Here is a 22,550-nt window from a genome sequence, read left to right as displayed (position 1 = left end):
CCGGTCATGCGAGTGGTTTTTGCCGGCACGCCGGAATTCGCGGCGGTGGCCCTGGACGCGCTGGGCCGCGCCGGGTTCACCATTCCCCTGGTTCTGACCCAGCCCGACCGCCCTGCCGGCCGGGGCATGAAGCTGCAGGCTTCGCCCGTGAAGCAATGGGCGCAAGCCCATGGCGTGCCGGTGGCGCAGCCGCGCAGCCTGCGGCTGGACGGCAAGTTTCCCGAAGATGCCGAGGCGGCGCGCCAGGCATTGCTGGACGCGCAGGCCGACGTCATGGTGGTGGCGGCCTACGGCCTCATCCTGCCGCGCTGGGTGCTGGACCTGCCCCGGCTGGGCTGCCTGAACATCCACGCCTCGCTGCTGCCGCGCTGGCGCGGTGCAGCGCCCATTCATCGCGCCATCGAGGCCGGTGACGCGCAGACCGGCGTGACCATCATGCAGATGGACGAAGGCCTGGACACGGGCGACATGCTGCTTGAGGAGCGTGTGCACATCGGTCCCCACGAAACCACGGGCCAGTTGCATGACCGCCTGGCAGCGCTGGGCGGGCGGCTCATCGTGGAGGCGCTGGAGCTGGCCGCATGCGGCGGCCTGACGCGCCAGCCGCAACCGGCTGAAGGCATCACCTACGCCCACAAGATCGACAAGGCCGAGGCCCGCATCGACTGGGCCCTGGATGCGGCCCTGCTGGCGCGCCGGGTGCGGGCGTTCGACCCTTTCCCCGGTGCCGTGACTTCGGCGAACGGTGAAGCCGTCAAGGTGTGGGCGGCACAGGCCGAGGGCGACGCCCCGCCCGCCGCAGGCACCGCGCCCGGCACTGTGCTGGAGGCGGGCCCGCAGGGCCTGCGGGTGCAGGCGGGCCGGGGTGTGTTGCGCCTGACCGAACTGCAGCGTGCCGGGGGCAAGCGTTTGCCGGTGGCCGACTTCCTGCGGGGCGCCAACGCGCCCGCCGCTGGCGTGTGCATGGGACAGGAACCGGGTGAGGGCGCATGTTCCTGAAAGCGGCTTACCGGCGCCTGCCCGAATTCCGCGAGGGCATGCTTGACCAGGGCAGCGTGGCCACGGGCATTGCCGCCTGGGGGCTGATGACCGGTGTGGCCATGGTCAAGTCGGGCATGAGTGCCTTCGAGGCCGTGGCCATGACCCTGCTGGTGTACGCGGGCAGCGCCCAGCTCACGGCAGTGCCCCTGATCGCGTCCGGTGCCCCGCTGTGGGTCATCCTGGCCGCTGCGTTCTGCGTCAACCTGCGTTTCGTGGTGTTCTCGGCGCACCTGCGGCCCTACCTGCGGCACCTGCCCTGGCGCGAACGCGTGATCACCGGTTACGTCACGGGTGACCTGAGCTACGTGTTCTTTGCCAAGCGTTACCCGCACCCGGGCCAGACACCCGACGAGCAGCTGCGCCAGGAGGCCTACCTGGCGGGCAACTGCGCCATCAACTACGGTTTCTGGATGGTGGCCAGCCTTGTCGGCATTGCGCTGGCGAACGTGATTCCGCCCGAGTGGGGGCTGGGGTTTGCCGGCATCCTGGCGCTGCTGGGCGTGGGCTGTTCGCTGGCCACGTCGCGCCTGCGGGTGCTGTCTGCGGGCGTGGCGGGGGCCGCCGCCGTGGTGGCGTGGGCCTTGCCGCTCAAGCTCAATATTCTGGTGGCGATCGCGTCAGCCGTTGCGGTGTGCCTGGTGGCCGAAGCCCATGGCCCGCGCTGGCTGCGCGGCGCGCCCATTCCGCCAGTGAGGCACCATGATTGACACAGATCCCTGGACGCTGCTGACCATCGTCGCGCTGGCGGTGGTGACCGTGATCACCCGCAGCTTCTTCCTGTTTTCCGACAAGCCCTGGCACATGCCTCACTGGGCCGAGCGGGGGCTGCAGTATGCGCCGATTGCGGCGCTGGCTGCCGTGGTGCTGCCCGAGATTTTCACCGACCACGGCCAGTGGATACGCACCTGGCAGGACGCGCGTCTGTTCTCTGCCGCAGCTGGCGCGGCGTGGTTCTTCTGGCGTGGCGGGGTGCTGGGAACCATCGTCTGCGGTATGGCGGTCTACCTGCCGCTGCGCCTGGGCCTGGGCTGGTAAGGCCCCTTGCCTTAGTGGCGGTGCTGCCCGGCCCAGCGGGTCAAGGCTGCCAGCAGCAGGTCTTTCTGTACGGGCTTGGACAGGAATTCGTTGACACCGGCGTTGGTGGCGCGTTCTTCAGCGTCGTTCATCACGTCGGCAGTCAATGCCACGATGGGAATGCGGGCCCGGTCACCCGGCAACGCGCGGATCAGTTCGGTGCTGGTCAGACCGTCCATCTCGGGCATGTGAATGTCCATGAACACCAGGTCGAAGTCCTGTTGCTGAACCAGTTCGTAGGCCTGCCGGCCGTTCTCCGCGAACGTGACCGCGTGCCCCAGCTTGTTGAGCAGTGCGCCCATGAACTTCCGGTTGACCGGGTGGTCTTCCGCGACCAGAACGGACCACTCCACGCTTTCCGCATGCCGAGTGGAGGGAGGCTGGATGGCAGCGGTGGATGGGGGCGATGGTGTGGCCGCCGCCGACGGTGGCGGCACCATCTGTGACGGGATGGCCTGGGGCACGGACTGCACCGCTGACACTGGCGTCGGCAATTCCAGCGTGAAGGTTGAGCCCTTGCCCAGCGTGCTTTGCACGGTGATGTCGCCACCCATCAGCCGCGCAAGCGTGCGGGAAATCTCCAGCCCCAGCCCACTGCCGCCGAAGCGCCGGGTGGCCGAACCGTCCACCTGGTGGAAGCGCTGGAACAGCTGGGCCTGCATCTGCTCGTCCAGGCCGATGCCGGTGTCCTCGACGGCCACGGTCCAGTGTGCTGTGTCGCCTTCCCGGACCCAGCCCACCTGCATGCTGACGGTGCCGTGTTCGGTGAACTTGACGGCGTTGCTCAGCAGGTTGAACAGAATCTGCCGCGTGCGAGTTGGGTCGGCCATGACCAGGCCCGGCGAATCGGCCGGCCATTTCAGCTGCATCGCGAGCTTCTTGCGCTGGCCCACCGGCGCCATCACGGCGTGAACCTCGCCGATCAGCCGCAACATGTCCACGGGTTCAGGCTGTATGGTCATCTTGCCGGCCTCCAGGGCCGACATGTCAAGAATGTCGTTGAGCAGGTTGAGCAGGTGCCTGGCGGAGTCGCGGGCCGTCAGCACATGGTCTCTCTGCTGGGGAGTCAGGGGCGACTCTTCCAGCACGTCGAGCATGCCCAGCAGCCCGTTGAAGGGGGTTCGCAGCTCATGGCTCATGTTGGCCAGGAAGCGGCTCTTCCCGCGGTTTGCGCTGTCCGCCTGGGTCTTCGCTTCCCGCAGTGCCTCGTTCAGCAGCTCCAGTTCGCGCTGTTCTCGCTGCTGGCGCCGGTGACGCTGCAGCAGACCGGTGGCCGCCAGCATCAGACCAAGCACCTGGGCCGCCACCAGCCAGGTGATGAGCCGGCTCTGTTCGTGGACAACGGTGACCTGTTGTTCAATCAGCCCGCTGACCAGTTGGTTCGATGCAAAGGAAAGTGCCTGGACTTCGGGGCCAAGGTCGTACAGGGCTTCAAGTATGCCCGCGAGCTCATTGAGGTGCTGCTGTGGCGTGCTCATGGCCGCATCCGTGCGCGCGACCATGGCTTCCAGGCGAGGCAGCAATTTGATGTATTCGGGTCGCTCACGCAGCCGGGAGGTACTGGGGCTGTCGCGCAACAGGTCTACCCGGCTGAGCAGGATGTCGTAGCGCAGTCCCAGTTGTTCCCAATCGGGTTCGTTGCGTGTTTGCAGCGCCTGCCCCAGTTCCGAGCGGAAGCGCAGAAACTCCCGTTCGAACTGGAAGGTCAGCGCGGTGATGGAGTCCGCCCGCAGGAGGCGTGCCGTTTCCTCCACGGACCGTGCCTGGCGCAGGAATACCGTCAGCATGGCCGCCAGGCCCACGGCCATCAGCGCAGTGGTGAGCGACAACCAGAGCAAGAAGCGGCGGTTGCCGGGGTTGTTGCGCATGGGTTGTCAGTCGATGTCGAGGCTCTTGAGCTGCCAGATCGAGCGTTCGTAATAGACGTTGGAACGCAATTCCCTGCGGCTGTCGAAGGGGTAGACGATGAACAGCGGTCCACGGGTGCGAATCGGAATCGGCTGGTCGTTCATGCGGTGGGCCAGCACCATGTCGAAACGCCTGGCGTCTTCAATGGGGATGGTGATGCGGTAGTCGTTGAGCGCGACCGCCCTGAGTTGGCTGCCCTGCGCCTTGACGGCCGCCAGCACGTCGCGCAGCAGCGGACCGGTGAATTTGATGGTGCCGTTGTCCCAGGGGGTCTGGGTGGTGAAGCTGTGCTGCGGCAGGGCTTCCAGCATGGCCAGGTCGAACTGCGCCTGGCGCTCGGCATTGGTTTCGCCGATGTTGCCGGTGATGGTGAGAATGACCCTTCCCTGGGGCGCATCCAATGCATATGCTGAAAACTGCACTCCGGCCCATGCGCATAGGCTGGCAGTGATTGCGATGAACGCTTTGCGTCGGGTGTTCATTATCACTTATCGCCTTTAAAGCAGTTGTTGAGAGCGATCAATGATATTCGATGCGATTGGCGGGGAACAGCCCCTGAATGGCACCGCCTATCCATTGGGCGTGGCTGCCTGTCCGGCCCGTTGGGCGAACTCTTCGCGCAGTGCGCGCAGCTTGGCCCGAGGGTCCTCCTTCGCGGTGGTTTTGTCCAGCCCCATTTCCTCGATGAAGCGGCTGGGCTGCCCAGGCACCATTTCGCGGCCCTTCTTGCGGCGCTTGAGCCAGCTCACCACCAAGGTGTGCTGCGCGCGGGTGATGCCCACGTACATCAGGCGGCGCTCTTCCTGGATGCGCAGTGCCAGCGCGTCGGCGTTGTCGTCCTCGTCTGGCTTGAAGGGCAGCAGGCCCTCGTTCACCCCGGCAAGCACCACGTGCGGCCACTCCAGCCCCTTGGAGGCATGCAGGGTGGACAGGGTCACCACGTCCTGGTCCTGTTCGCGCTCCGAGATGGTGGAGATGAGTGCAATGGTCTGCGCCACTTCCAGCATGGTCTTGGGTTCGCGCTCGGTGGTGATACCGCCGGTGTCATCGATCTGGCCGCCGCAGCGCTGAGCCACCCAGTCGCAGAAGTCCATGACGTTGCCCCAGCGGGCGGCGGCCACCTTGTCGCTTTCTTCGCTGTCGAGCAGGAATTGCTCGTAGCCAATGTCCTTGAGCCAGTCGGTGAGGAAGGCTTTGGCGGCCTCGTGGCCCGTGGTGTGGCGGGCGCGGTGTTCCAGGTCGTTCACGTAGCGGCCGAATTCGTGCAGGCCGTGCAGGGCGCGCTGCGGCAGGGCTGCGGGCAGCGAGTGCGAAAACAGTGCCTCGAACAGGCTGAGTTTGTACTGCGTGGCGAAGGCGCCGAGCGAGGCCAGCGTCTGGTGGCCAATGCCGCGCTTGGGCGTGGTGACGGCGCGCAGGAAGGCGGGGTCGTCGTCGTTGTTGACGAGCAGGCGCAGCCAGGCGCAGAGGTCCTTGATCTCGGCGCGGTCGAAGAAGCTGGTGCCGCCCGAGACCTTGTAGGGGATCTGCGCCTTGCGCAGGGCGGTTTCCAGTGCACGCGCCTGGTGGTTGGCGCGGTAGAGGATGGCGAAGTCCTTGAACGCCTTGTACTTGGCGCCGCTGGTGCCCGCCGCCACCGAACCGGCGCGGATGCTCTGGATGCGCGCCACGGCACGTTCGGCTTCGTGGTCCTCGTTGTCGCAGGCCTGCACGCGCACGGGCTCGCCCTCGCCCAGCTCGCTCCACAGCGTTTTGGGAAAGAGCTTGGGGTTGGGGCCGATGACGTTGTTGGCCGCGCGCAGGATGGCGCTGGTGGAACGGTAGTTCTGCTCCAGCTTCACCACCTTGAGGGCAGGGAAGTCCTGTGGCAGCCGTTTGAGGTTGTCGAGCGTGGCGCCACGCCAGCCGTAGATGGACTGGTCGTCGTCGCCCACGGCGGTGAAACGCCCGTTTTCGCCCACCAGCAGCTTGAGCAGCTCGTACTGGGTGGCGTTGGTGTCCTGGTACTCGTCCACCAGCACGTGGCCGAGCTTCTTCTGCCACTTGGCGCGCACCTCCTCGTGCTGTTGCAGCAGCTTCAGGGGCAGGGCGATCAGATCGTCAAAGTCCACGCTCTGGTAGGCGCTCAGGCGTTCCTGGTACTTGGCCATCACCAGGGCAATCACGCGCTCGTTCTCGTCGCGAGCCTGGGCCAGGGCCTGCTCGGCGGTCAGCCCGGCGCCCTTCCAGCCGCTGATGGTCCATTGCCAGCCGCGCGCGGTGGCCGCGTCGGTGGTGCCGCCGCAGTCCTTGAGGATGGAGGTGATGTCGTCGCTGTCCAGAATGGAGAACTGGCTCTTGAGGCCGAGCACCGCGCCGTCTTCACGCAGCAGGCGCACGCCCAGGGAGTGGAAGGTGCAGATCAGCACGTCCTTGGCAGGCTTGCCCACCAGCTGGCGGGCGCGCTCGCGCATTTCGGCGGCGGCCTTGTTGGTGAAGGTGATGGCGGCAATGCGGTTGGCCACCAGACCCGCCTGGATGAGGCGGGCGATCTTGTGGGTGATGACGCGCGTCTTGCCGGAACCCGCGCCCGCCAGCACCAGGCAGGGGCCGGCCAGGTGGTTCACGGCTTCGAGCTGGGCAAAGTTCAGACCGGCGGACATGTCGTGTCGGGGACGGGGCGCAAAGCGGTCGATGATAACGGGTGAGAGAATCGCGGGCGTGCTGAATATTCTGCTCGTCACTTTCCCTTTCTTCGCCCTGGTGCTAGGCGGTTTCGTTGCCGCCCGCCGCCGCATGCTGCCGCTGGAGGCCATTCCTGGTCTCAACAGCTTCGTGCTGTATTTCGCGCTGCCGGCCATGCTTTACCGTTTCGGCTCCACCACGCCCATCGCCCAGTTGCTGGACGCGTCGGTGTTCGGCGTGTACCTGCTGTGCGCGCTCATCATGGTGGGGTTTGCGATTGCCATGACCAAAGGGGGGCGCATCGGCTGGAACGACGCCTCCATGGGCGCGCTGGTGGCTGCCTTCCCGAACACCGGCTTCATGGGCGTGCCGCTGCTGGCGGCGCTGCTGGGCCCGCAGAGCGCGGGGCCGGTGATCGTGCTCATCGTGGTGGACATGGTGGTCACCAGTTCGCTGTGCATTGCCCTGTCGCGGCTGGACGGGGGCGAGGGTGGTGCTGCCGCCGCGGCGGGCAAGGCACTCAGCGGTGTGGTGCGCAACCCCATGCCCTGGGCCATCATCCTGGGGGCGGCGGCCTCGGCGCTGCAGTTCACCTTGCCGGTGCCCATCGAGAAAACCGTCTGGCTGCTGGCCGACGCGGCGTCACCCGTGGCGCTTTTCACCATTGGCGCGGTGCTGGCGCGCTCGCAGATGCAGGCCGACCACCCCATGCCACTGAGCGATTACGTGCCGGTGGCGGTAATGAAACTGGTGCTGCACCCGGTGCTGGTGCTGCTGGCGGGCTCGGCCGCCATCCAGCTGGGGGTGCCGTTGAATCCGTTTGCGCTGACGGTGATGGTGCTGGTGGCGGCGCTGCCCAGCGCCAGCAACGTCTCGCTGCTGGCGGAGCGTTTCGGGGCGGACAACGGCCGCATCGCGCGCATCATCCTGGTGTCCACGGCGTTGGCGTTTTTCTCGTTCTCGGGGGCAGTGGCGCTGCTGCGCTGATAGCCAGTTTTGGCAAACGCGTGCGTTTGCGGTATTCGCGCTACACCACCACCGGTTTGGCACGGGCTTGTGCCACCATCAGGGCATGGACGGTGCCCAGGTTCCTGACCGCATTCCGCCACGCCCAACCTGGGGGTGGCTGTTTGGCTTCGTGCGTCCGCGCAGCCGGGCCATGGTGCTGGTGCTGGGGTTGTCGCTGCTGGCGTCCGGTCTGGTGCTGGTTCAGCCTATCCTGGTCAAACACCTGATCGACGATGGCCTGATTGCACGCAACCAGACGGTTTTGTGGACCACCGTGCTCCTGATGTTGGGCGTGGGGCTGGCGGCCACGCTGTTGGCCGGTCTGAACCGCTACCTGCACACCCGGCTGTCGGCTGCGGTGCTGTTTGACCTGCGGCGGGACGTATTCGACCATTTGCAGAAGCTGTCACCGTCCGCGTTGAGTCGTTGGCGCACAGGGGACGTGCTGTCGCGGCTGGACGGCGATGTGTCAGAGATACAGCGGTTTGCCGTGGACAGCTTGTTTGCCCTGCTGACGAACATTCTTGGGTTGCTGGGGGCGTTGGCTTGGCTGGTTTGGTTGTCTTGGGAGCTGGCGCTGATGGTTCTGGTGTTGTTGCCGCTGGAGTGGTGGTGGCTTTACCGCTTGCGGCCCAGGGTCGCCGAGCGCACCCGTGAATTGCGGGAGCGGGGCAGCGATGTTTCCAGTTTCTTCGTGGAAGTGTTGCCGGTCTTGAAGTTTGTGCAGGCCAGCGGGCAGGAGGCCCGCGAGGCGCGCCGGCTTGATCGCGTGCACGGACACTACCTGTCGGCCTTGCTGCGCCTGCAGGTTCTGGAGTTCGTGACCCACGCAGTCCCTGGGCAGTTGACGGCGTGGACGAGGGCTCTGTCCTTCCTGGTCGGAGGTCTGTGGGTCATCGACGGCCAGTGGGCGCTGGGGTCGCTGGTGGCCTTCTCTACCTACCTGGGCATGGCCAGTGGCCCGCTCAACAGTTTGCTGGGCTGGTATGTGGGCTTGCAGAAAGTGCGTGTCAGCCTGGACCGGGTGGCCACCCTGCGACAGGAGCCCGTCACGGTGGTCGACGCTGCCGATGCGCGGCCTTTGCCGTCACCCGTCAGGGGTGAGTTTCGCCTCGACGGCGTTCGCTTCAGCCACCCCGGACGGGAAGGAATGGTATTGGACGGTGTGAGCGTGTGCATACCTGCAGGCCGGAAAGCCGTCATATCGGGTGCGTCAGGCGTGGGCAAGAGCACGTTGATCGACCTGCTGTTGCGGCACAGCGACCCCGACGCGGGAGCCGTCCTGCTGGACGGGGTGGATTTGCGCCGCTTGCGCCTGAAGGACTTGCGGCAGTCCGTGGCGGTGGTGAGTCAGGACATCGTGTTGTTTCGGGCCTCCTTGCGGGACAACGTGCGCTACGCACGCCCGCAAGCCGACGACGAACAGGTGGCAAAGGCGGTGGAGCGCGCTGGCTTGACAGCCTGGGTGAACAGCCTGCCTGAAGGCCTGGACACTTGGTTGGGTGAGCGTGGGCAGACAGCATCGGGGGGGCAGCGGCAGCGCATCGCCATTGCCCGGGCACTGCTCCAGAACCCTGCCGTGTTGATACTGGATGAGGCCACCAGTGCGCTGGATGATGCCCTGGAGGCCGAGGTGCTCGCACAGATCGAAGACGCTTTCGGTGACAGGACCCGTATCGTTGTCAGTCACCGCAACAGTGCCTGGACGGGGGCCGCGTTGCGCCTTCATCTGGAGCGTGGTCAACTGACAGTGCACACAGGCACCTTGGAGGAGGCGCATGGCTGAAGGCGTCTTGGTCCGCGTGGGTGTCGTGGACAGCGGCTACCCCATGCACCTGGCTGACCGCGTGCTGCATTCACGCGTGTTTGTGCAGGACGGAGTGGGGCGCGATGTACAGGGGCACGGTTCGCGGGTCATGGATGCGATTGCCCTGCAGGCCCCCTGCGCCCGCTTCTGCGTGGCGCAGGTGTTTGGCGCGCAACTGCGCACCGACGGCGACACCGTGGCGAACGCACTTCACTGGGTGATCGATCAGGGCGCGGCTGTGGTCAACCTGAGCCTCGGTGTGCGGCAGGACTATCCGGCCCTGCGCGCGGTCTGTGAGCGCGCCCTGGCGCAAGGTTGTGTGCTGCTGGCTTCTGCACCAGCGCGGGGTGGGGCGGTGTTTCCAGCCAGTTATCCCGGTGTTATCCGCGTGATGGGCGATGCCCGTTGTGGCCCAGGCCAGCATTCCGCGCTGGGTTTGCCTCATGCCGATTTTGGCGCCTGCGTCCTGCCACCGGACGGTGACAGGCGTCACGCGGGGGCAAGCATGGCCAGCGCTCACCTGGCCGGGCGTGTGGCAGCTTGGTGTGCTGCAGGTTTGACGCCACGGCTTGACGCGGTGTGGCAAGCCCTGGTGAATCAGGCCGACTTCCGTGGCCCGGAAAGGCGGACCGGCTGATGGAGCAGGAGCGTCCCATCGTGGTGTTGGGGGCCGGACCTGCCGGGGTGGCCGCGGCGCTGGGACTGCAGCGCCTGGGCCATGCGGTGACAGTGGTCGGCGTGCCCAGGTCGTTTGACGCGATCGAAGGCGTCTCGGATCGGGTGGTGGCGGGTTTGCAGAGCGTGGGCATCCGGGTCGCCTTGGATGCCATCCAGGTTCCTTCACCCAGGCAAGCCGAATGGGCAGACAAACAGACGGCGGTGAACCGCGAGCGTCTGGTGGACCGCACCCGGTTCGATGCCCTGCTGTGGGCCGAGTTGCCGTCTCACGGCATTGAGCGCTGGGCAGCACGCGTGACGCGGTGGCAACGCGCCAGCGGGGGGCACGAGCTTGTGTTGCAGCCGGCCGACGGGGGCCCAGCCATGGTCGTGCGCGCCGGGTTTGTGGTGGAGGCGCGGGGGCGGCAGGCCCCGCACCCGCCCGAAGGGGTGTTGCGCGGGCCCGAAACCGTGGCCTTGCTGTGCCACAGCCAGGGCGTGGCTGGTGGCCCGCCCGGTAGTGCGGTGGTCAGCCTGGAGGACGGCTGGGCCTGGATGGCCCGTTTGCCCAGCGGGGCAACCAGTTGGCAGTGGACCATTGACCCGGATGCCACCCGGTTTCCACCCCGTGCAGATTTGACTCACTGGGTGTTGGAGCGGCTGGCGCCGATCGCACGGGCCCGCGGGTTTGGCGTGCATGCCGGGGCTGCATGGCGTACCCATGCGCGTACCAGCACTGCGTGGATGGCGCCGGAAGTGTGTGGCGACGACTGGATAAGGGTGGGAGACGCCGCCATGGCGGCCGACCCGTTGTCCGGCAACGGCATGTTCCAGTCCTTGTCGTCTGCCCTGCAGGCGCCCATGGTGGTTCATACCCTGTTGCGCCATCCGGGCGACGCTGCCGTGGCCCGGCGTTTCCACCAGGAGCGGGTGGCGGGGCTGTTTGACCGGTTCGCCCGCATCGGCCGCGACTTTTACGCGCAGGAAAGTCGCTGGCCCGAGTCGCCGTTCTGGGCCAAACGGCGAAGTTGGCCGGATACTCTGCCCGCCCATGCACCTAATGGGCTGGCCAGGCCTCAGGTGGCGTGGCGGCCAGTGATCGACCGGGACCGTATCCGCCTGGCGGAGGTGGTGGTCACCGAGGCGCAACCGCTGGGGGTCTGGCACGTGGATGGGATGCTTGCCGCAGACGCGTGGCGTGCGGTGCAGGGAGCATCGGATGCCCCCGCTGCCATCGCAGCGATCTGCCACTGTTCGCTGTCGCGCGCGCAGGCTGTCCTGGACTGGATGCGGGCACAGGGATGGCTGCCCTTGCCCTGACTCAGTGGGACAACGCCGAACGCAGGGTCTGCGACGGCAATTCGCCAAACAGCGATTTGTATTCCGACGCAAAGCGCGACGGGTGCCAGAAACCTCAACGCGCGGCGATGTCCGCGAGAGCGGTCTGGTCGTCGGTCTGGCGCCGGATGTCCCGGCGCGCACCGTTGAGGCGCATGGTCCGCAGGTAACGGGCCGGGTTGGTGCCCAGCACGTCCTGGAAGGCGTACTGCAAGGTACGCCGGGATACCCGGATGTGGGCGCACAGGTCGCTGACGGTGATGGGCGCGTCGATGTGTTCGCCCATGTAGTCGCGCGCCTTGTTGACGACGTACTGCCGGCAACTGGCCGTCAGGTCCTTGCCTACGGTTTCGGCTGGTCCGCACAGGTTGAGCAGGGTGCTGTGCAGGCTTTCAGTCAGGCAGTGCCGCAGGGTTGGGTGGTTCAGCATGTCGGGTGTGTGGCGCAGGCTGCTCAGCAGGCTCCGCAGCAGGCCGGCCAGATCGTCTGACGGGCGTTGTGGCAACAGACCATTGTCCACACAGGCACCGGGGGGCGGCAATTCACCCACGCGTTCACAGTACTCCCCAAACGCCTGCAAGTCGACAGAAACGGCAGTCACCTCAATCTGCAGTGGGGTGCGAAAGTGGAACTCCTTGCCGCCGCGAAGGAAAAAATAGTGACCTTGCTTGAGAGGCAGGCCGCAGAAATAGCCGTTGCTGTCGCTGCCCTGCACGGCGGCCACCGTCATGCAGCCGGATTGTGGCTGCCCGTACTGTTGGATGACTTGATTGGATCGTTCGCAGAACAGCTCGATACCGTCAAACCGGTAGGACTCGAAATGTCCGTCGAACGCACCGCTGCTCATCTGCTCGTAACACTGGCCCCAGCCTGCAAGACACGCAGCCTGTTCGTCCGCATCATGGGTGTCGCTCACCCGAATCGAGACCTGAGGGGCGTCCAACGGTCGCGGTGTGGCAAATCCAGTGAAACGGTTCATGGTCGGGCAGAAAGCGAAGCCATCGAGGGCGGGCACTGAAACGGGGCGGGGGTCAGGGAGCGTTGTCCGATCTGCAAAAAACATGCCGCCGCCCGAAGGCCGTAGCGTTTGCCAAAAATGGCTATGGCGCCATCGGGATTCTCCCTAGCATGAAACCGTGCCGCTGAGGAGCGGTTCGTTGCCATGAGGAGAATCCATGACGCCATTTGCCCGACTCAGGGGGCAACTCGTTCCGCTGGCGGTGTTCGCATCGCTCGCGGGCATGTTTGCCCATAGCGCCGCCGCGCAGTCCGCGACGGAGATCATTGACACCAAGTGCATGACCTGCCACACCAGCCAGGCAGGGCAGATCAACCGCTTCCAGCATCGAAAGTCGCCCGAAGGGTGGCTGATGACGGTCACACGCATGCGGGTGGTGCACGGCGCACCTTTGTCGTCCGACGAGGTGCGCACCGTGGTCAAGCATCTGGCCGACACCCAGGGGCTGGCCCCGGCGGAAACGCAAGGCGCGCGTTACGCCATGGAGCGGCGCATGAATACCATCGAGAGCCACAAGACCGAACTTTTCGGCCAGATGTGCGCGCGCTGCCACTCCGGTGCCCGGGTGGAGTTGCAGCGCCGCCCGCTTGCCGAGTGGGAGCACCTGGTGCATTTCCATGTGGGGCAATACCCCACGATCGAATACCAGGCCATGGCCCGTGACCGTGACTGGGTCAACATTGCGTTCAAGGAGATGGTGCCGTGGCTGGCCAAGCAGTACCCCTACGAATCCAAGGCCTGGGCTGACTGGAAGGCCAAGCCTGCGGTAAGCCCGGTGGGTACCTGGAGCTTCGCGGGCCGCTGGCCCGGTAGGGGCGACTATGCCGGACAGATGGAGGTGAAGGCCGGTCCGGTACCGGACCGGTACGATTTGTCCGTGCAAGCCAGCTTTGCCGACGGCACGCCCCTTTCGGGTATGGGGCAGGCCATCGTCTACACTGGTTTTGAATGGCGTGCCGACCTGGAGTTGGGGGGCGTCAAGATGCGGCAGGTGCTGGCCCTGGACGGTGACCGTCTCAGCGGCCGCCTTTTCGAGCGCGAGCACGATGAGAACGGCGGGGACCTGACCGCGGCACGCCAGGGCGGCGCAGCGCAGGTGGTGGGGTTGCAGCCCGCCCACATCCGCGTGGGTGAAACGGCCACACTGCGCATCGTCGGCGCGGGGCTGGATGGTCCACTGACCCTGCCCAAGGGCCTGACGCTGGTGGAAGCCGTGTCGCGCGACAGCCAGCAATGGGTGCTCAAGGTGGCCGCCGCCAAGTCGGCCGCGCGAGGGGTGAAAGCCCTGGCGGTAGGACAGGCTGCGCCAGTGCCGCTGGCTGTGTTTGACCGCGTCGACTACGTCACCGTGACGCCCGGCTATGCCATTGGCCGCGTGGGTGGCAATGGCGGCTCCACGCCGGTGGTGCACGGCCGGTTCGAAGCCATCGCCCACTCGGCCGGGCCCGATCGCAAGCGGGGCACCAAGGACGACTACGCGATCGGCCCCGTGCCTGCCCAGTGGTCGGTGGAACCGTTCGACGACACCGCGAAGCATGACCGTGACGTGGAGTTCGCTGGTGCCATGAACGCCGATACAGGGGTATTCACCCCAGGCGGAGCCGGGCCCAACCCCCTGCGCCGCATGAGCACCAACAACGCCGGCAACCTCAACGCCGTCGCCAAGGTGAAGGATGGCGCCCGTACCCTGGTGGGCAAAGGCCACTTCATCGTGACCGTGCAGCGCTGGAACAACCCGCCCTTGCCCTGAAGAACGCACCAAGGAGCACACCATGAGTGACACACTGACCTTGCGTGAACACAACCTGCACCGGGTGCGGGTGGGTGAGCGCACCATGATGTTGCACATCCCCACCAACGCGCTGTACGGTATCGACGAGTTGACCGACACCGTGCTGGAGCGGGTACGCACGCAGTCCATCAACGCCGACCAGCTGGTGCAGCAACTGCGCGGGCGGTTCGACGAGCAGGACCTGCGCGAGACCGTCGGAGAACTGCTGACGCTGGACCTGTTGAGCGATGGCCGCCCTGCACCGGTGGCCAAGCCGGTATCCACCCTGGGCAACTTGGCCATCAACACGGTGGTGCTGAACGTCAACACCGGCTGCAATCTCAGTTGCACCTATTGCTACAAGGAAGACCTGGACACCCCCGACAAGGGGCGGCGCATGTCGCTGGAGACGGCGCAGCAGTCGATTGAGCTGATGCTGGCCGAGTCACCGGACGAGCAACGCTTCAGTGTGGTGTTCTTCGGTGGCGAGCCCTTGTCCAACTACAGGCTGATCCGCCAGGTGGTGGAGTTCTGTGAGGCCCGCTTCGCCCAGCTGGGCAAGAAGGTGGACTTCGTGATGACGACCAACGCCACCCTGCTGACAGACGAGATCGTGGACTGGCTGGACGAGCACCGCTTCGGCCTCTCCATCAGCATGGACGGTCCGCAGGCGATCCACGACCGCAACCGGCGCACTGTAGGTGGCAAAGGCACCTACCGTACCGTGAGCGACAAGGCTCGCAAGCTGTTGGCACGTTACACGTCGCGGCCCATCGGCGCGCGCGTCACGCTCACCCACGGGACCACCGAGGTCGAGCGTATCTGGGACCACCTGTTCAACGAACTGGGTTTTGCCGAGGTCGGCTTTGCGCCCGTGACGTCGGGCGACATCGACACCTTCAACCTCACGCCGGAGGAATTGCAGGCGGTGTTCGACGGCTTCAAAAAACTGGGGGAGCGTTACCTCAACGAGGCGCTTCAAGGCCGCACCACCGGGTTTTCCAATCTGCACCAACTCATCACCGATCTGCACGAAGGCCAGCGCAAGGCGCTGCCCTGTGGTGCGGGGTTGAAGATGCTGGCGGTGGACCACAGCGGCGGGCTCAACCTGTGCCACCGGTTCACTGGCTCGTCCCTGCCGACCTTTGGCGACGTTCGGGCAGGGATAGAGAAACAAGCCTTGGGCGAGTTCCTTGACCAGCGGCTGGACCGTACCGGCACGGGCTGCGAGACCTGCCGCATACGCAACTTCTGCGCTGGCGGCTGTTACCACGAGAGCTACGCCCGCTACCAGGACCCGATCCACCCAACCTACCACTACTGCAACCTGATGCGCGACTGGGTGGACTTCGGCATCGGCGTGTACAGCCAGATCATGGCGAACAACCCCTCTTTCATCGACCGATTCATCTCTCCGCGAAAGGTGCACTGAAATGAAACACCTACAAGCCATCAACCAGAAGGCCCAGCTGCTGGACCAGGCGGCCGAACAGAACAAGGTCGAAGACGTTGTAGCCATGCAGAGCGTGGCGGGTTGCACGAGCACGTTCGACCCCGGCTGGGAGGTCGATGCCTTCGGCGGCGTCGCATCGCTGTGTCAACCGATGGAGGCCGACCTGTATGGCTGCGCCGATCCCTGCTGGTGGCCGGCCCAGGTGCCCGACACCATGAACACCTACCCGGACTGGAACAAAAACGCCCACAGCACCCGCGACGACTGGCGCAACCTGGGCACCGTCTTTCCCAAAGACTGACACAGACACGGAGTTTTCCCATGAAGAATACTTTTGCGCTTGCATGGTGCGGCCTGGCTTTGGCCCTGGCCGCCCCAACCCTGGCCGGTGCCGCGCCGCTGAACGCCGACAAACCCTTGGTGAAGGGGGATGAGTACTACGTGGTGGGCAACTACCCCGACAACCTCCACGTGCTGGACCTGAAGACCGATACGCTCTACAAGACCTGTGCCGTGCCAGGTACGGTGGGGCCGGCGACCTTGGTGATGTCGCCCGACAAGGCCGTGGCATACCTGGTCACCAACCGCTTCGATCAGGTCCACGGCATTGAGCTTGACACCTGCAAGGTGGTGTTCCAGGCTGCCATGTCGCAGCAGAGCACCGAGCGGGCCAAAGCCCTTTTCGCGCTGGCGCTGAGCAACGACAGCAAGCAGCTCTACGTGATCCAGACTCCCACCACTCTTAACGCTGACCACTACCGCATCGGAGAGCCGCGGCTGGCGGTGTACGACGCACGGGCAGGGGAAGGCGCGAAACCGGTGCGCACGCTGCCTGCACCGCGCCAGGTCTCGGTCATGGCGACGGGGCACGACGGATCGTTGTACATGGTGGGGCCGGACATCTACAAGTACGACCCGCAGACAGGTCAGCACACCGTAGCCATCGCATCGCGCAACTGGAAGCGGCCGCGTTATGCGCCGCCCGACGTGCTGAGCGTCTGGCCGATGAAGAACACCAACGACGACCTGACCATCCTTTACACCACGGCCAAGTTCAAGGGCAAGTCCGACGACCCGGCCACGGCAGACTGGATATACGGATTCTTCAATGTCAACCTGCGCACAGGCCAGACCGAGACGCGCGATTTCGGGCCGCTGACCGAGATTTACTTCACCGGGGTCCGTTCACCCAAGGATCCGAACCTGATCTACGGTGTCCTGAACCGGTTGGCGAAGTACGACATCAAGCAGAAGAAGCTGCTCGCCGCGGCCGAGATTCCCTACTCCTTCTACACCGTCTCGATGAACCGGGACGGCAGCAAGGTGTACCTCGGCGGTACCTGGAACAGCGTGGCGGTGTACGACGCCGGAAACCTCAAGCCGTTGACGATGGTGAACCTGCCCGGTGGAGACATGGGGGCGGCATCGCCGCAGGTGTTCACCCGCTGAATGGCGGCTGACGAACAACAACAGTATCCAGGAGACAAACCATGATCGCTGAAGCCCCCCGTCTGGGCATTGTGCCAAGCGGCGGACTCGCCCACGTGAGGGGAGCGGCGGATGTGCCGCTGTCCTTGCTGACCGTTGATGGCCTGTTGCGAGAGGCCGCCCGCCAGTGGCCAGACCGCTTGGCGGCAGTGTTCCGCGCCAGTGGAACACGCTGGACCTGGCGGGAGTTTGACAACGAGGTTGGCGCTTTCGCAGCCGGCTTGCAGGCCCTCGGGCTGCGCAAAGGGGACCGGCTGGGCATCTGGTCCCCCAACCGGGCAGAGTGGCTCTTGACCCAGTTTGCCACAGCCCGGCTGGGGGTGATCCTGGTTAACATCAACCCCGCCTATCGCCAGTCGGAACTGGAGCATGCGTTGCGTGTCTCCGGTTGCCGGGCGATCGTGCTGGCGGAGCGGCTGAAAACGTCTGACTACCTGCAGTTGCTGAAAGGATTGGTGCCCGAGCTGGACAAGGCCGAGCCAGGCGCGCTTCTGGCCACTCGTCTGCCCGACTTGCGGGTGGTTATCCGTATGGGGGCAGCCCCCTCCACGGGGATGTGCAATTTCGATACGGTGCTGGCGCAGGGCCGGGCCACGGCGGCCTTGCACATACCGGTCATGGATTGTCACGACCCCATCAACATCCAGTTCACCAGCGGGACCACCGGCAGCCCCAAGGGGGCCACGCTGACGCACCACAACATCGTCAACAACGCACGGTTTGTGGCGCGGGCCATGCGTTTCACCGAGCAGGACGTGTTGTGCATCCCAGTCCCGCTCTACCACTGCTTTGGCATGGTGCTATCGGTTCTGGCGTGCGTGGCGACCGGGGCGGCCATGGTATTCCCCGGCGAAGCCTTTGATCCGGTGGACACGTTGTCCGCCGTTCAGGAGGAGCGCTGCACCGCCCTGCACGGTGTGCCCACGATGTTCATTGCCGAGTTGGATCACCCCGAATTTGACCGTTTTGATCTGTCCACCTTGCGGACCGGGATCATGGCCGGCTCCCCCTGTCCCATCGAAACCATGAAACGTGTTGTGGCCGAAATGCACATGTCAGAGGTCACGATCGCCTACGGGATGACGGAAACCAGCCCCGTGTCGTTCCAGAGTTCGGCCGACGATCCGCTGGCGCGCCGGGTGACCACGGTGGGTCAGGTTCAGCCCCACCTGGAGGTCAAGCTGGTCGATCCGGAAGGACGCACGGTGGCGGTGGGTGAGAAGGGGGAGCTTTGCACCCGGGGTTATGCGGTCATGCGGGGCTACTGGGGGGATCCGTTGCGTACCGGCGAGGCCGTGCGCGATGGCTGGATGCATACCGGCGATCTGGCGGTGATCGATGCCGACGGGTACTGCAACATCGTTGGGCGGGTCAAGGACATGGTGATACGCGGGGGCGAAAATCTTTATCCCAGAGAGATCGAAGAGTTCCTGTTCAGGCATCCCAAGGTGCAATCTGTCCAAGTGTTCGGCGTGCCCGATGCGAGGTACGGCGAGGAATTGTGTGCCTGGATCATCGTCAAGCCCGGCATGGCATGCACGGAAGCCGAGGTTCGCGAATTCTGCCGCGATCAGATCGCGCACTACAAGGTGCCACGACACATCCGCTTCGTGCAGGAGATGCCCATGACGGTGACCGGCAAGGTGCAGAAATTCGTGATGCGGGAGCAAATGATGCGGGAGCTAGGCGTAGCCACGGCGGCGACGGCTTAGCAGAGTCCTGTGGGCCGATCCCGGCGTTCAGATCGCCAGCGGGTCCACGTCGATGGCCCATCGGATCACCCCACGGGTCTCGGGGAGCCCACGCAGGCTGTGCAGCGTGTCCTGCCAGGCGGCCAGGAAGGCCTGCAGAGCGGGGCGCGAGGTGCTTTCCACCAGCATCTGGGCGCGTTCCACATTGGCTACCCGCTGGATGGCCATGGGCACAGCGGGGTACAGCGTCAGCTGTTCACGCCCCGGCAGACCGTCGCCCGCCTGTGCCGCCAGGGTCAGCAGGGCTTGTGCGGCTTCCTGCGTGCGAGCCTCGGCGCGTACCAGAGCCTGGTAGGCGTAGGGCGGCATCTGGGCGGTTTCCCGTTCGCTCAGTTGCTGCTCGGCAAATGCCGGATAGTCGTGCCGGGCCAGGGCTGCGAACAGCGGGTGCTGGGGGTACCAGGTCTGCACCCACAGTTCCACACTGCTGCCTTGTTCGGCAACGAAGGCGGCGTCGCGGCCCGCCCGCCCTGCGGCCTGCAGCAACAACGAAAACAGGCGCTCCGGGGCACGGTAGTCGCTGGCGAACAGTCCGCTGTCGGTGTTCACGCTCGCTACCAGGGTGATGCGGCGAAAGTCATGGCCTTTGGCAATCATCTGCGTGCCCACCAGCACGTCCACTTCGCCCGCGTGCATGTCGGCCAGGCGGCTTTCCAGGCTGCCCTTGGCCCGGGTGGTGTCGGCGTCGATGCGTGCCACGCGTACCGGGCTGCCATCGGGGCGGCGCGCATCGGCCAGCAGGCCTGCAAGCTGCTCCTCGATCTGCTCGGTGCCGCGCCCCATGGGGGTGATGTCCAGGTTGCCGCATTCCGGGCAGGCGCGCGGCACGCGCGTGGTGTGGCCGCAGTGGTGGCAGCGCAGCGTGCGGTCGATCTTGTGAAAGACGGTGTGTGCGCTGCAATGCGGGCAATTGCTTTTCCAGCCGCAGTCGTGGCAGGCCAGCACGGGCGCGTAGCCCCGGCGGTTGAGCAGCACCATGCTCTGCTCGCCGCGCGCGGCGCGGTCGGCCATGGCCTGAACGAGTGCGGGCGCCAGCACGGTGTGCTTGGGCTGGTGGTTCATGTCCACCAGGCGCAGCCGCGGCCAGGCGCCGCCACCCACGCGCTGCGGCATGGTCAGGCGCAGGTAGCGGCCTTGCTGGGCGGCGTGCCAGCTTTCCAGTGAGGGTGTGGCCGAGCCCAGCAATACCTGGCAGGGGCCGTTGTCGGCGCCCAGGTGGGCGCGGTAGACGGCCAGGTCACGGGCTGAATATCGGGCACCCTCCTGGCTCTTGTAGCTGGGGTCGTGCTCCTCGTCCACCACGATCAGGCGCAGCCTTGGCAGGCTGGCCAGCACGGCCATGCGGGTGCCCAGCACAATGCGCGCCTGACCCAGGTGGGCTGCCAGCCAGCTGCTCAAACGTTGCGCAGGGGTGAGCCCGCTGTGCAGGGACACCACGCTGCCCGCCGGGAAGCGTTCGGCGAAGCGGGCCTCCAGTTGCGGCGTCAGGTTGATCTCGGGCACCATCACCAGCGCCTGAGCCTGCGGGTCGCGGGCCAGCATGTCCTGCACGGCGCGCAGGTAAACCTCGGTCTTGCCGCTGCCCGTGGCGCCGAAAAGCAGCACAGGCTTGCCAGCTTGCTCCAGCTTGTTCAGCGCATCTGCCTGTTCCGGGCTCAACGCCGGGCCTTGGGGCAACGCGGTGGTCGCCGTTTCAGTGGGCTTGCGCTTCTTCAGGCGGCGTTGCAGTTGTTCGCCGTTGAGTTCACGCAACTGGGGCGGCAGCGCCGCCAGGGCCAGTTCACCCAGGCTGCGCTGGTAGTAGCGCGCAGCAAAGGCGACAAGCTGGCGCCAGCGCTGGTCCAGGGGGGGCAACTCTTGGAACACCTGCTGCACCGGGCGCGCCAGTGCCTGCAGCTCTGGCGACGGCGGTTCAGCGGGGGCGTCCCAGACCATTCCAAGAACCTCGCGCGAGCCCAGCGGCACACGCACCAAGGTGCCCGGCGCAAGCGGCCGCTCACTCCAATAACCCAGTGTCGGTCCCAGCCCGCTGTGTGCTGGCGTGGTCACGACCACCTCGGTCCAGTGGCGCGGGTTTGCCAGCGTTTCCTCAGTCATTGTTGTGGAAATCCGGGTAAGTCATTGATTTGTAAAAAAATATGACACTTGCTCAGATTTTCTGTGGATAACTTTGTTGATAGTCTTTGAATCCGCCGCGCAAGGCCTTGAAAATCAAGGCCTTGATTGGCTTGCCTAGAAAATGAGCAGTTGTCATTGTTCAATGAAATCAATGACTTGCAATGTATTTCCGTAGCCGGTGCGTCCACATATGCGAAAAATCGCCATGCTGCGGTGCATTCAAAGAAATGTGCATAAGATGCACCTGTCAAGCGCCGGCACGCCTGTTTTTTGTGCTAGGCGCCCCGTGTTGGAGGGCGCTTCGCGAGGCTTGTTGCACCGTCACCGTGCGTTCTGGCGCAGTTGGCGGGAATGGGCGTGCACGGTGTCCACCAGCACCTGCACGTTCTCGGGCGGGGTGTGCTGGCTGATGCCATGGCCCAGGTTGAAGATGTGCGTCGGCCCGGACGTGCCGCGGTCTGTGTGCGGGGTGCCGAAACTGTCCAGCACGCGCCGCGCCTCGGCGGCCACCTGTTCGGCCGGGGCGAACAGCACGTTGGGGTCCAGGTTGCCTTGCAACGCCTTGCCCGGGCCGCCAGCCACGCCGCCCACCTGGGCACGCGCCTTGGCCAGGTTGACGGTCCAGTCCAGCCCCAGCACGTCGCAGTCCAGGCCGGCCATGTCGTCCAGCCACAGGCCGCCGCCCTTGGTGAAAACGATGCGCGGGATGACCTTGCCGTCGTGCTCGCGCGGCAGCTGGGCCAGCACGCGGCGCGTGTAGGCCAGGCTGAAGTCCTGGAAGTTGCCATCCGCCAGCACGCCGCCCCAGCTGTCGAACACCATCACTGCCTGGGCGCCGGCTTCGATCTGGGTGCGCAGGTACAGGGCCACGGCATCGGCGTTGATTTCCAGCACGCGGTGCATCAGGTCGGGGCGGCTGTACATCAGGGTCTTGACGTGGCGGTAGTCATCGGAGCCGCCGCCTTCGACCATGTAGCAGGCCAGCGTCCAGGGGCTGCCGGAGAACCCGATCAGCGGCACGCGCCCGTTGAGTGCCCGGCGGATGGAAGTCACCGCGTCGAACACGTAGCGCAGCTTGTCCATGTCGGGCACGGCCAGGGCGGCCACGTCGGTTTCGGTGCGGACCGTTTTTTCGAACTTGGGCCCCTCGCCTAGGGCGAAGCTGAGGCCCAGGCCCATGGCATCGGGTACGGTGAGGATGTCGGAGAACAGGATGGCCGCGTCCAGCGCGTAGCGGTCCAGTGGCTGCAGCGTCACCTCGGTGGCGTAATCCACGTTGGTGGCCAGTCCCATGAAACTGCCCGCCTTGGCGCGGGTGGCGCGGTATTCGGGCAGGTAACGCCCCGCCTGGCGCATCAGCCACAGGGGGGTGTAGTCGGTGGCCTGGCGCAGGCAGGCGCGCAGGAAGGTGTCGTTCTGCAGGGGTGCGAAGCTCATGGGGGTATCTTTCGAAA

At 65.6% G+C, this 22,550-nt stretch carries 18 protein-coding genes; 12 read left to right on the top strand and 6 right to left on the bottom strand.

All coding sequences use genetic code 11. The features are described 5' to 3' along the window. Positions 1-6 precede the first annotated feature (6 nt). From fmt to ACYVHH_RS04255, 3 genes are read left to right on the top strand one after another with little or no spacing between them, the layout of a single operon-like run. Positions 7-999, top strand: coding sequence for a methionyl-tRNA formyltransferase (gene fmt, locus ACYVHH_RS04265; RefSeq protein ID WP_460563838.1), 993 nt, complete (start codon positions 7-9; stop codon positions 997-999). Further along, on the top strand, positions 990-1,748 hold the full coding sequence (locus ACYVHH_RS04260) for an AzlC family ABC transporter permease (protein WP_460563837.1): 759 nt from the start codon (positions 990-992) through the stop codon (positions 1,746-1,748). The genes fmt and ACYVHH_RS04260 overlap by 10 nt, the downstream gene beginning before the upstream one ends. After that, positions 1,741-2,076 carry an AzlD domain-containing protein gene (locus tag ACYVHH_RS04255; RefSeq protein ID WP_460563836.1) on the top strand — a complete coding sequence of 112 codons (336 nt, stop codon included), beginning with the start codon at positions 1,741-1,743 and terminating at the stop codon, positions 2,074-2,076. Before ACYVHH_RS04260 ends, ACYVHH_RS04255 begins: the two co-directional genes overlap by 8 nt. 11 nt (positions 2,077-2,087) lie before the next feature. Here ACYVHH_RS04255 and ACYVHH_RS04250 read toward each other — a convergent pair whose 3' ends face one another. The 3 genes from ACYVHH_RS04250 to ACYVHH_RS04240 all read right to left on the bottom strand — a co-directional run bounded on the left by ACYVHH_RS04250 (position 2,088) and on the right by ACYVHH_RS04240 (position 6,665). Further along, a complete protein-coding gene (locus tag ACYVHH_RS04250; RefSeq protein WP_460563835.1) occupies positions 2,088-3,983 on the bottom strand; it encodes an ATP-binding protein in 1,896 nt (631 codons plus the stop codon). 6 nt (positions 3,984-3,989) lie between these two features. Next, entirely contained in the window at positions 3,990-4,424 is a 435-nt protein-coding gene (locus tag ACYVHH_RS04245) for a putative pterin-binding protein (RefSeq protein WP_460563834.1), read from the bottom strand. Between the two features lie 168 nt (positions 4,425-4,592). Then, positions 4,593-6,665, bottom strand: coding sequence for an ATP-dependent helicase (locus tag ACYVHH_RS04240; RefSeq protein WP_460563833.1), 2,073 nt, complete (start codon positions 6,663-6,665; stop codon positions 4,593-4,595). A gap of 58 nt (positions 6,666-6,723) precedes the next feature. Between ACYVHH_RS04240 and ACYVHH_RS04235 the strand changes: the two genes are divergently transcribed. From ACYVHH_RS04235 to qhpG, 4 genes are all read left to right on the top strand, one after another. Beyond that, positions 6,724-7,674 (top strand): AEC family transporter, encoded by a 951-nt coding sequence (locus ACYVHH_RS04235; protein WP_460563832.1) that lies wholly within the window; start codon positions 6,724-6,726, stop codon positions 7,672-7,674. A gap of 85 nt (positions 7,675-7,759) precedes the next feature. Then, a complete protein-coding gene (locus tag ACYVHH_RS04230) occupies positions 7,760-9,481 on the top strand; it encodes an ABC transporter ATP-binding protein (protein WP_460563831.1) in 1,722 nt (573 codons plus the stop codon). After that, positions 9,474-10,139, top strand: coding sequence for a subtilisin-like serine protease QhpE (qhpE, locus tag ACYVHH_RS04225; RefSeq protein ID WP_460563830.1), 666 nt, complete (start codon positions 9,474-9,476; stop codon positions 10,137-10,139). The genes ACYVHH_RS04230 and qhpE overlap by 8 nt, the downstream gene beginning before the upstream one ends. Beyond that, on the top strand, positions 10,139-11,479 hold the full coding sequence (qhpG, locus tag ACYVHH_RS04220; protein WP_460563828.1) for a flavin-dependent monooxygenase QhpG: 1,341 nt from the start codon (positions 10,139-10,141) through the stop codon (positions 11,477-11,479). Before qhpE ends, qhpG begins: the two co-directional genes overlap by 1 nt. 94 nt (positions 11,480-11,573) lie before the next feature. Here the strand turns inward: qhpG and ACYVHH_RS04215 are convergent, their stop codons facing one another. Then, positions 11,574-12,413 carry a helix-turn-helix domain-containing protein gene (locus ACYVHH_RS04215; protein ID WP_460563826.1) on the bottom strand — a complete coding sequence of 280 codons (840 nt, stop codon included), beginning with the start codon at positions 12,411-12,413 and terminating at the stop codon, positions 11,574-11,576. 259 nt (positions 12,414-12,672) lie between these two features. Between ACYVHH_RS04215 and peaA the strand changes: the two genes are divergently transcribed. From peaA to ACYVHH_RS04190, 5 genes are read left to right on the top strand one after another with little or no spacing between them, the layout of a single operon-like run. Further along, positions 12,673-14,265, top strand: a complete 1,593-nt coding sequence (peaA, locus tag ACYVHH_RS04210) for a quinohemoprotein amine dehydrogenase subunit alpha (RefSeq protein WP_460563824.1) — start codon at positions 12,673-12,675, stop codon at positions 14,263-14,265. Between the two features lie 22 nt (positions 14,266-14,287). Then, the gene (gene peaB, locus ACYVHH_RS04205; RefSeq protein ID WP_460563823.1) at positions 14,288-15,718 is read left to right on the top strand and encodes a quinohemoprotein amine dehydrogenase maturation protein; all 1,431 of its coding nucleotides are present in this window, start codon (positions 14,288-14,290) and stop codon (positions 15,716-15,718) included. A gap of 1 nt (position 15,719) precedes the next feature. Further along, positions 15,720-16,040, top strand: a complete 321-nt coding sequence (qhpC, locus tag ACYVHH_RS04200; protein ID WP_460563822.1) for a quinohemoprotein amine dehydrogenase subunit gamma — start codon at positions 15,720-15,722, stop codon at positions 16,038-16,040. A 20-nt stretch (positions 16,041-16,060) separates the two neighbouring features. Continuing rightward, on the top strand, positions 16,061-17,188 hold the full coding sequence (gene peaD / locus ACYVHH_RS04195) for a quinohemoprotein amine dehydrogenase subunit beta (RefSeq protein WP_460563821.1): 1,128 nt from the start codon (positions 16,061-16,063) through the stop codon (positions 17,186-17,188). 41 nt (positions 17,189-17,229) lie between these two features. Beyond that, positions 17,230-18,939, top strand: a complete 1,710-nt coding sequence (locus ACYVHH_RS04190; RefSeq protein ID WP_460563820.1) for an AMP-binding protein — start codon at positions 17,230-17,232, stop codon at positions 18,937-18,939. A 27-nt stretch (positions 18,940-18,966) separates the two neighbouring features. On the opposite strand, the gene priA is transcribed toward ACYVHH_RS04190, so the two are convergent. Continuing rightward, positions 18,967-21,075: a replication restart helicase PriA gene (priA, locus tag ACYVHH_RS04185; RefSeq protein ID WP_460563819.1), complete on the bottom strand. Its 2,109-nt coding sequence runs from the start codon at positions 21,073-21,075 to the stop codon at positions 18,967-18,969. A 342-nt stretch (positions 21,076-21,417) separates the two neighbouring features. Next, positions 21,418-22,533, bottom strand: coding sequence for a uroporphyrinogen decarboxylase (hemE, locus tag ACYVHH_RS04180; RefSeq protein WP_460563818.1), 1,116 nt, complete (start codon positions 22,531-22,533; stop codon positions 21,418-21,420). Between the last annotated feature and the right edge of the window lie 17 nt (positions 22,534-22,550).

Source organism: Hydrogenophaga aquatica, assembly GCF_054780915.1.
This window is presented reverse-complemented; position numbering and strand designations above follow the sequence as displayed.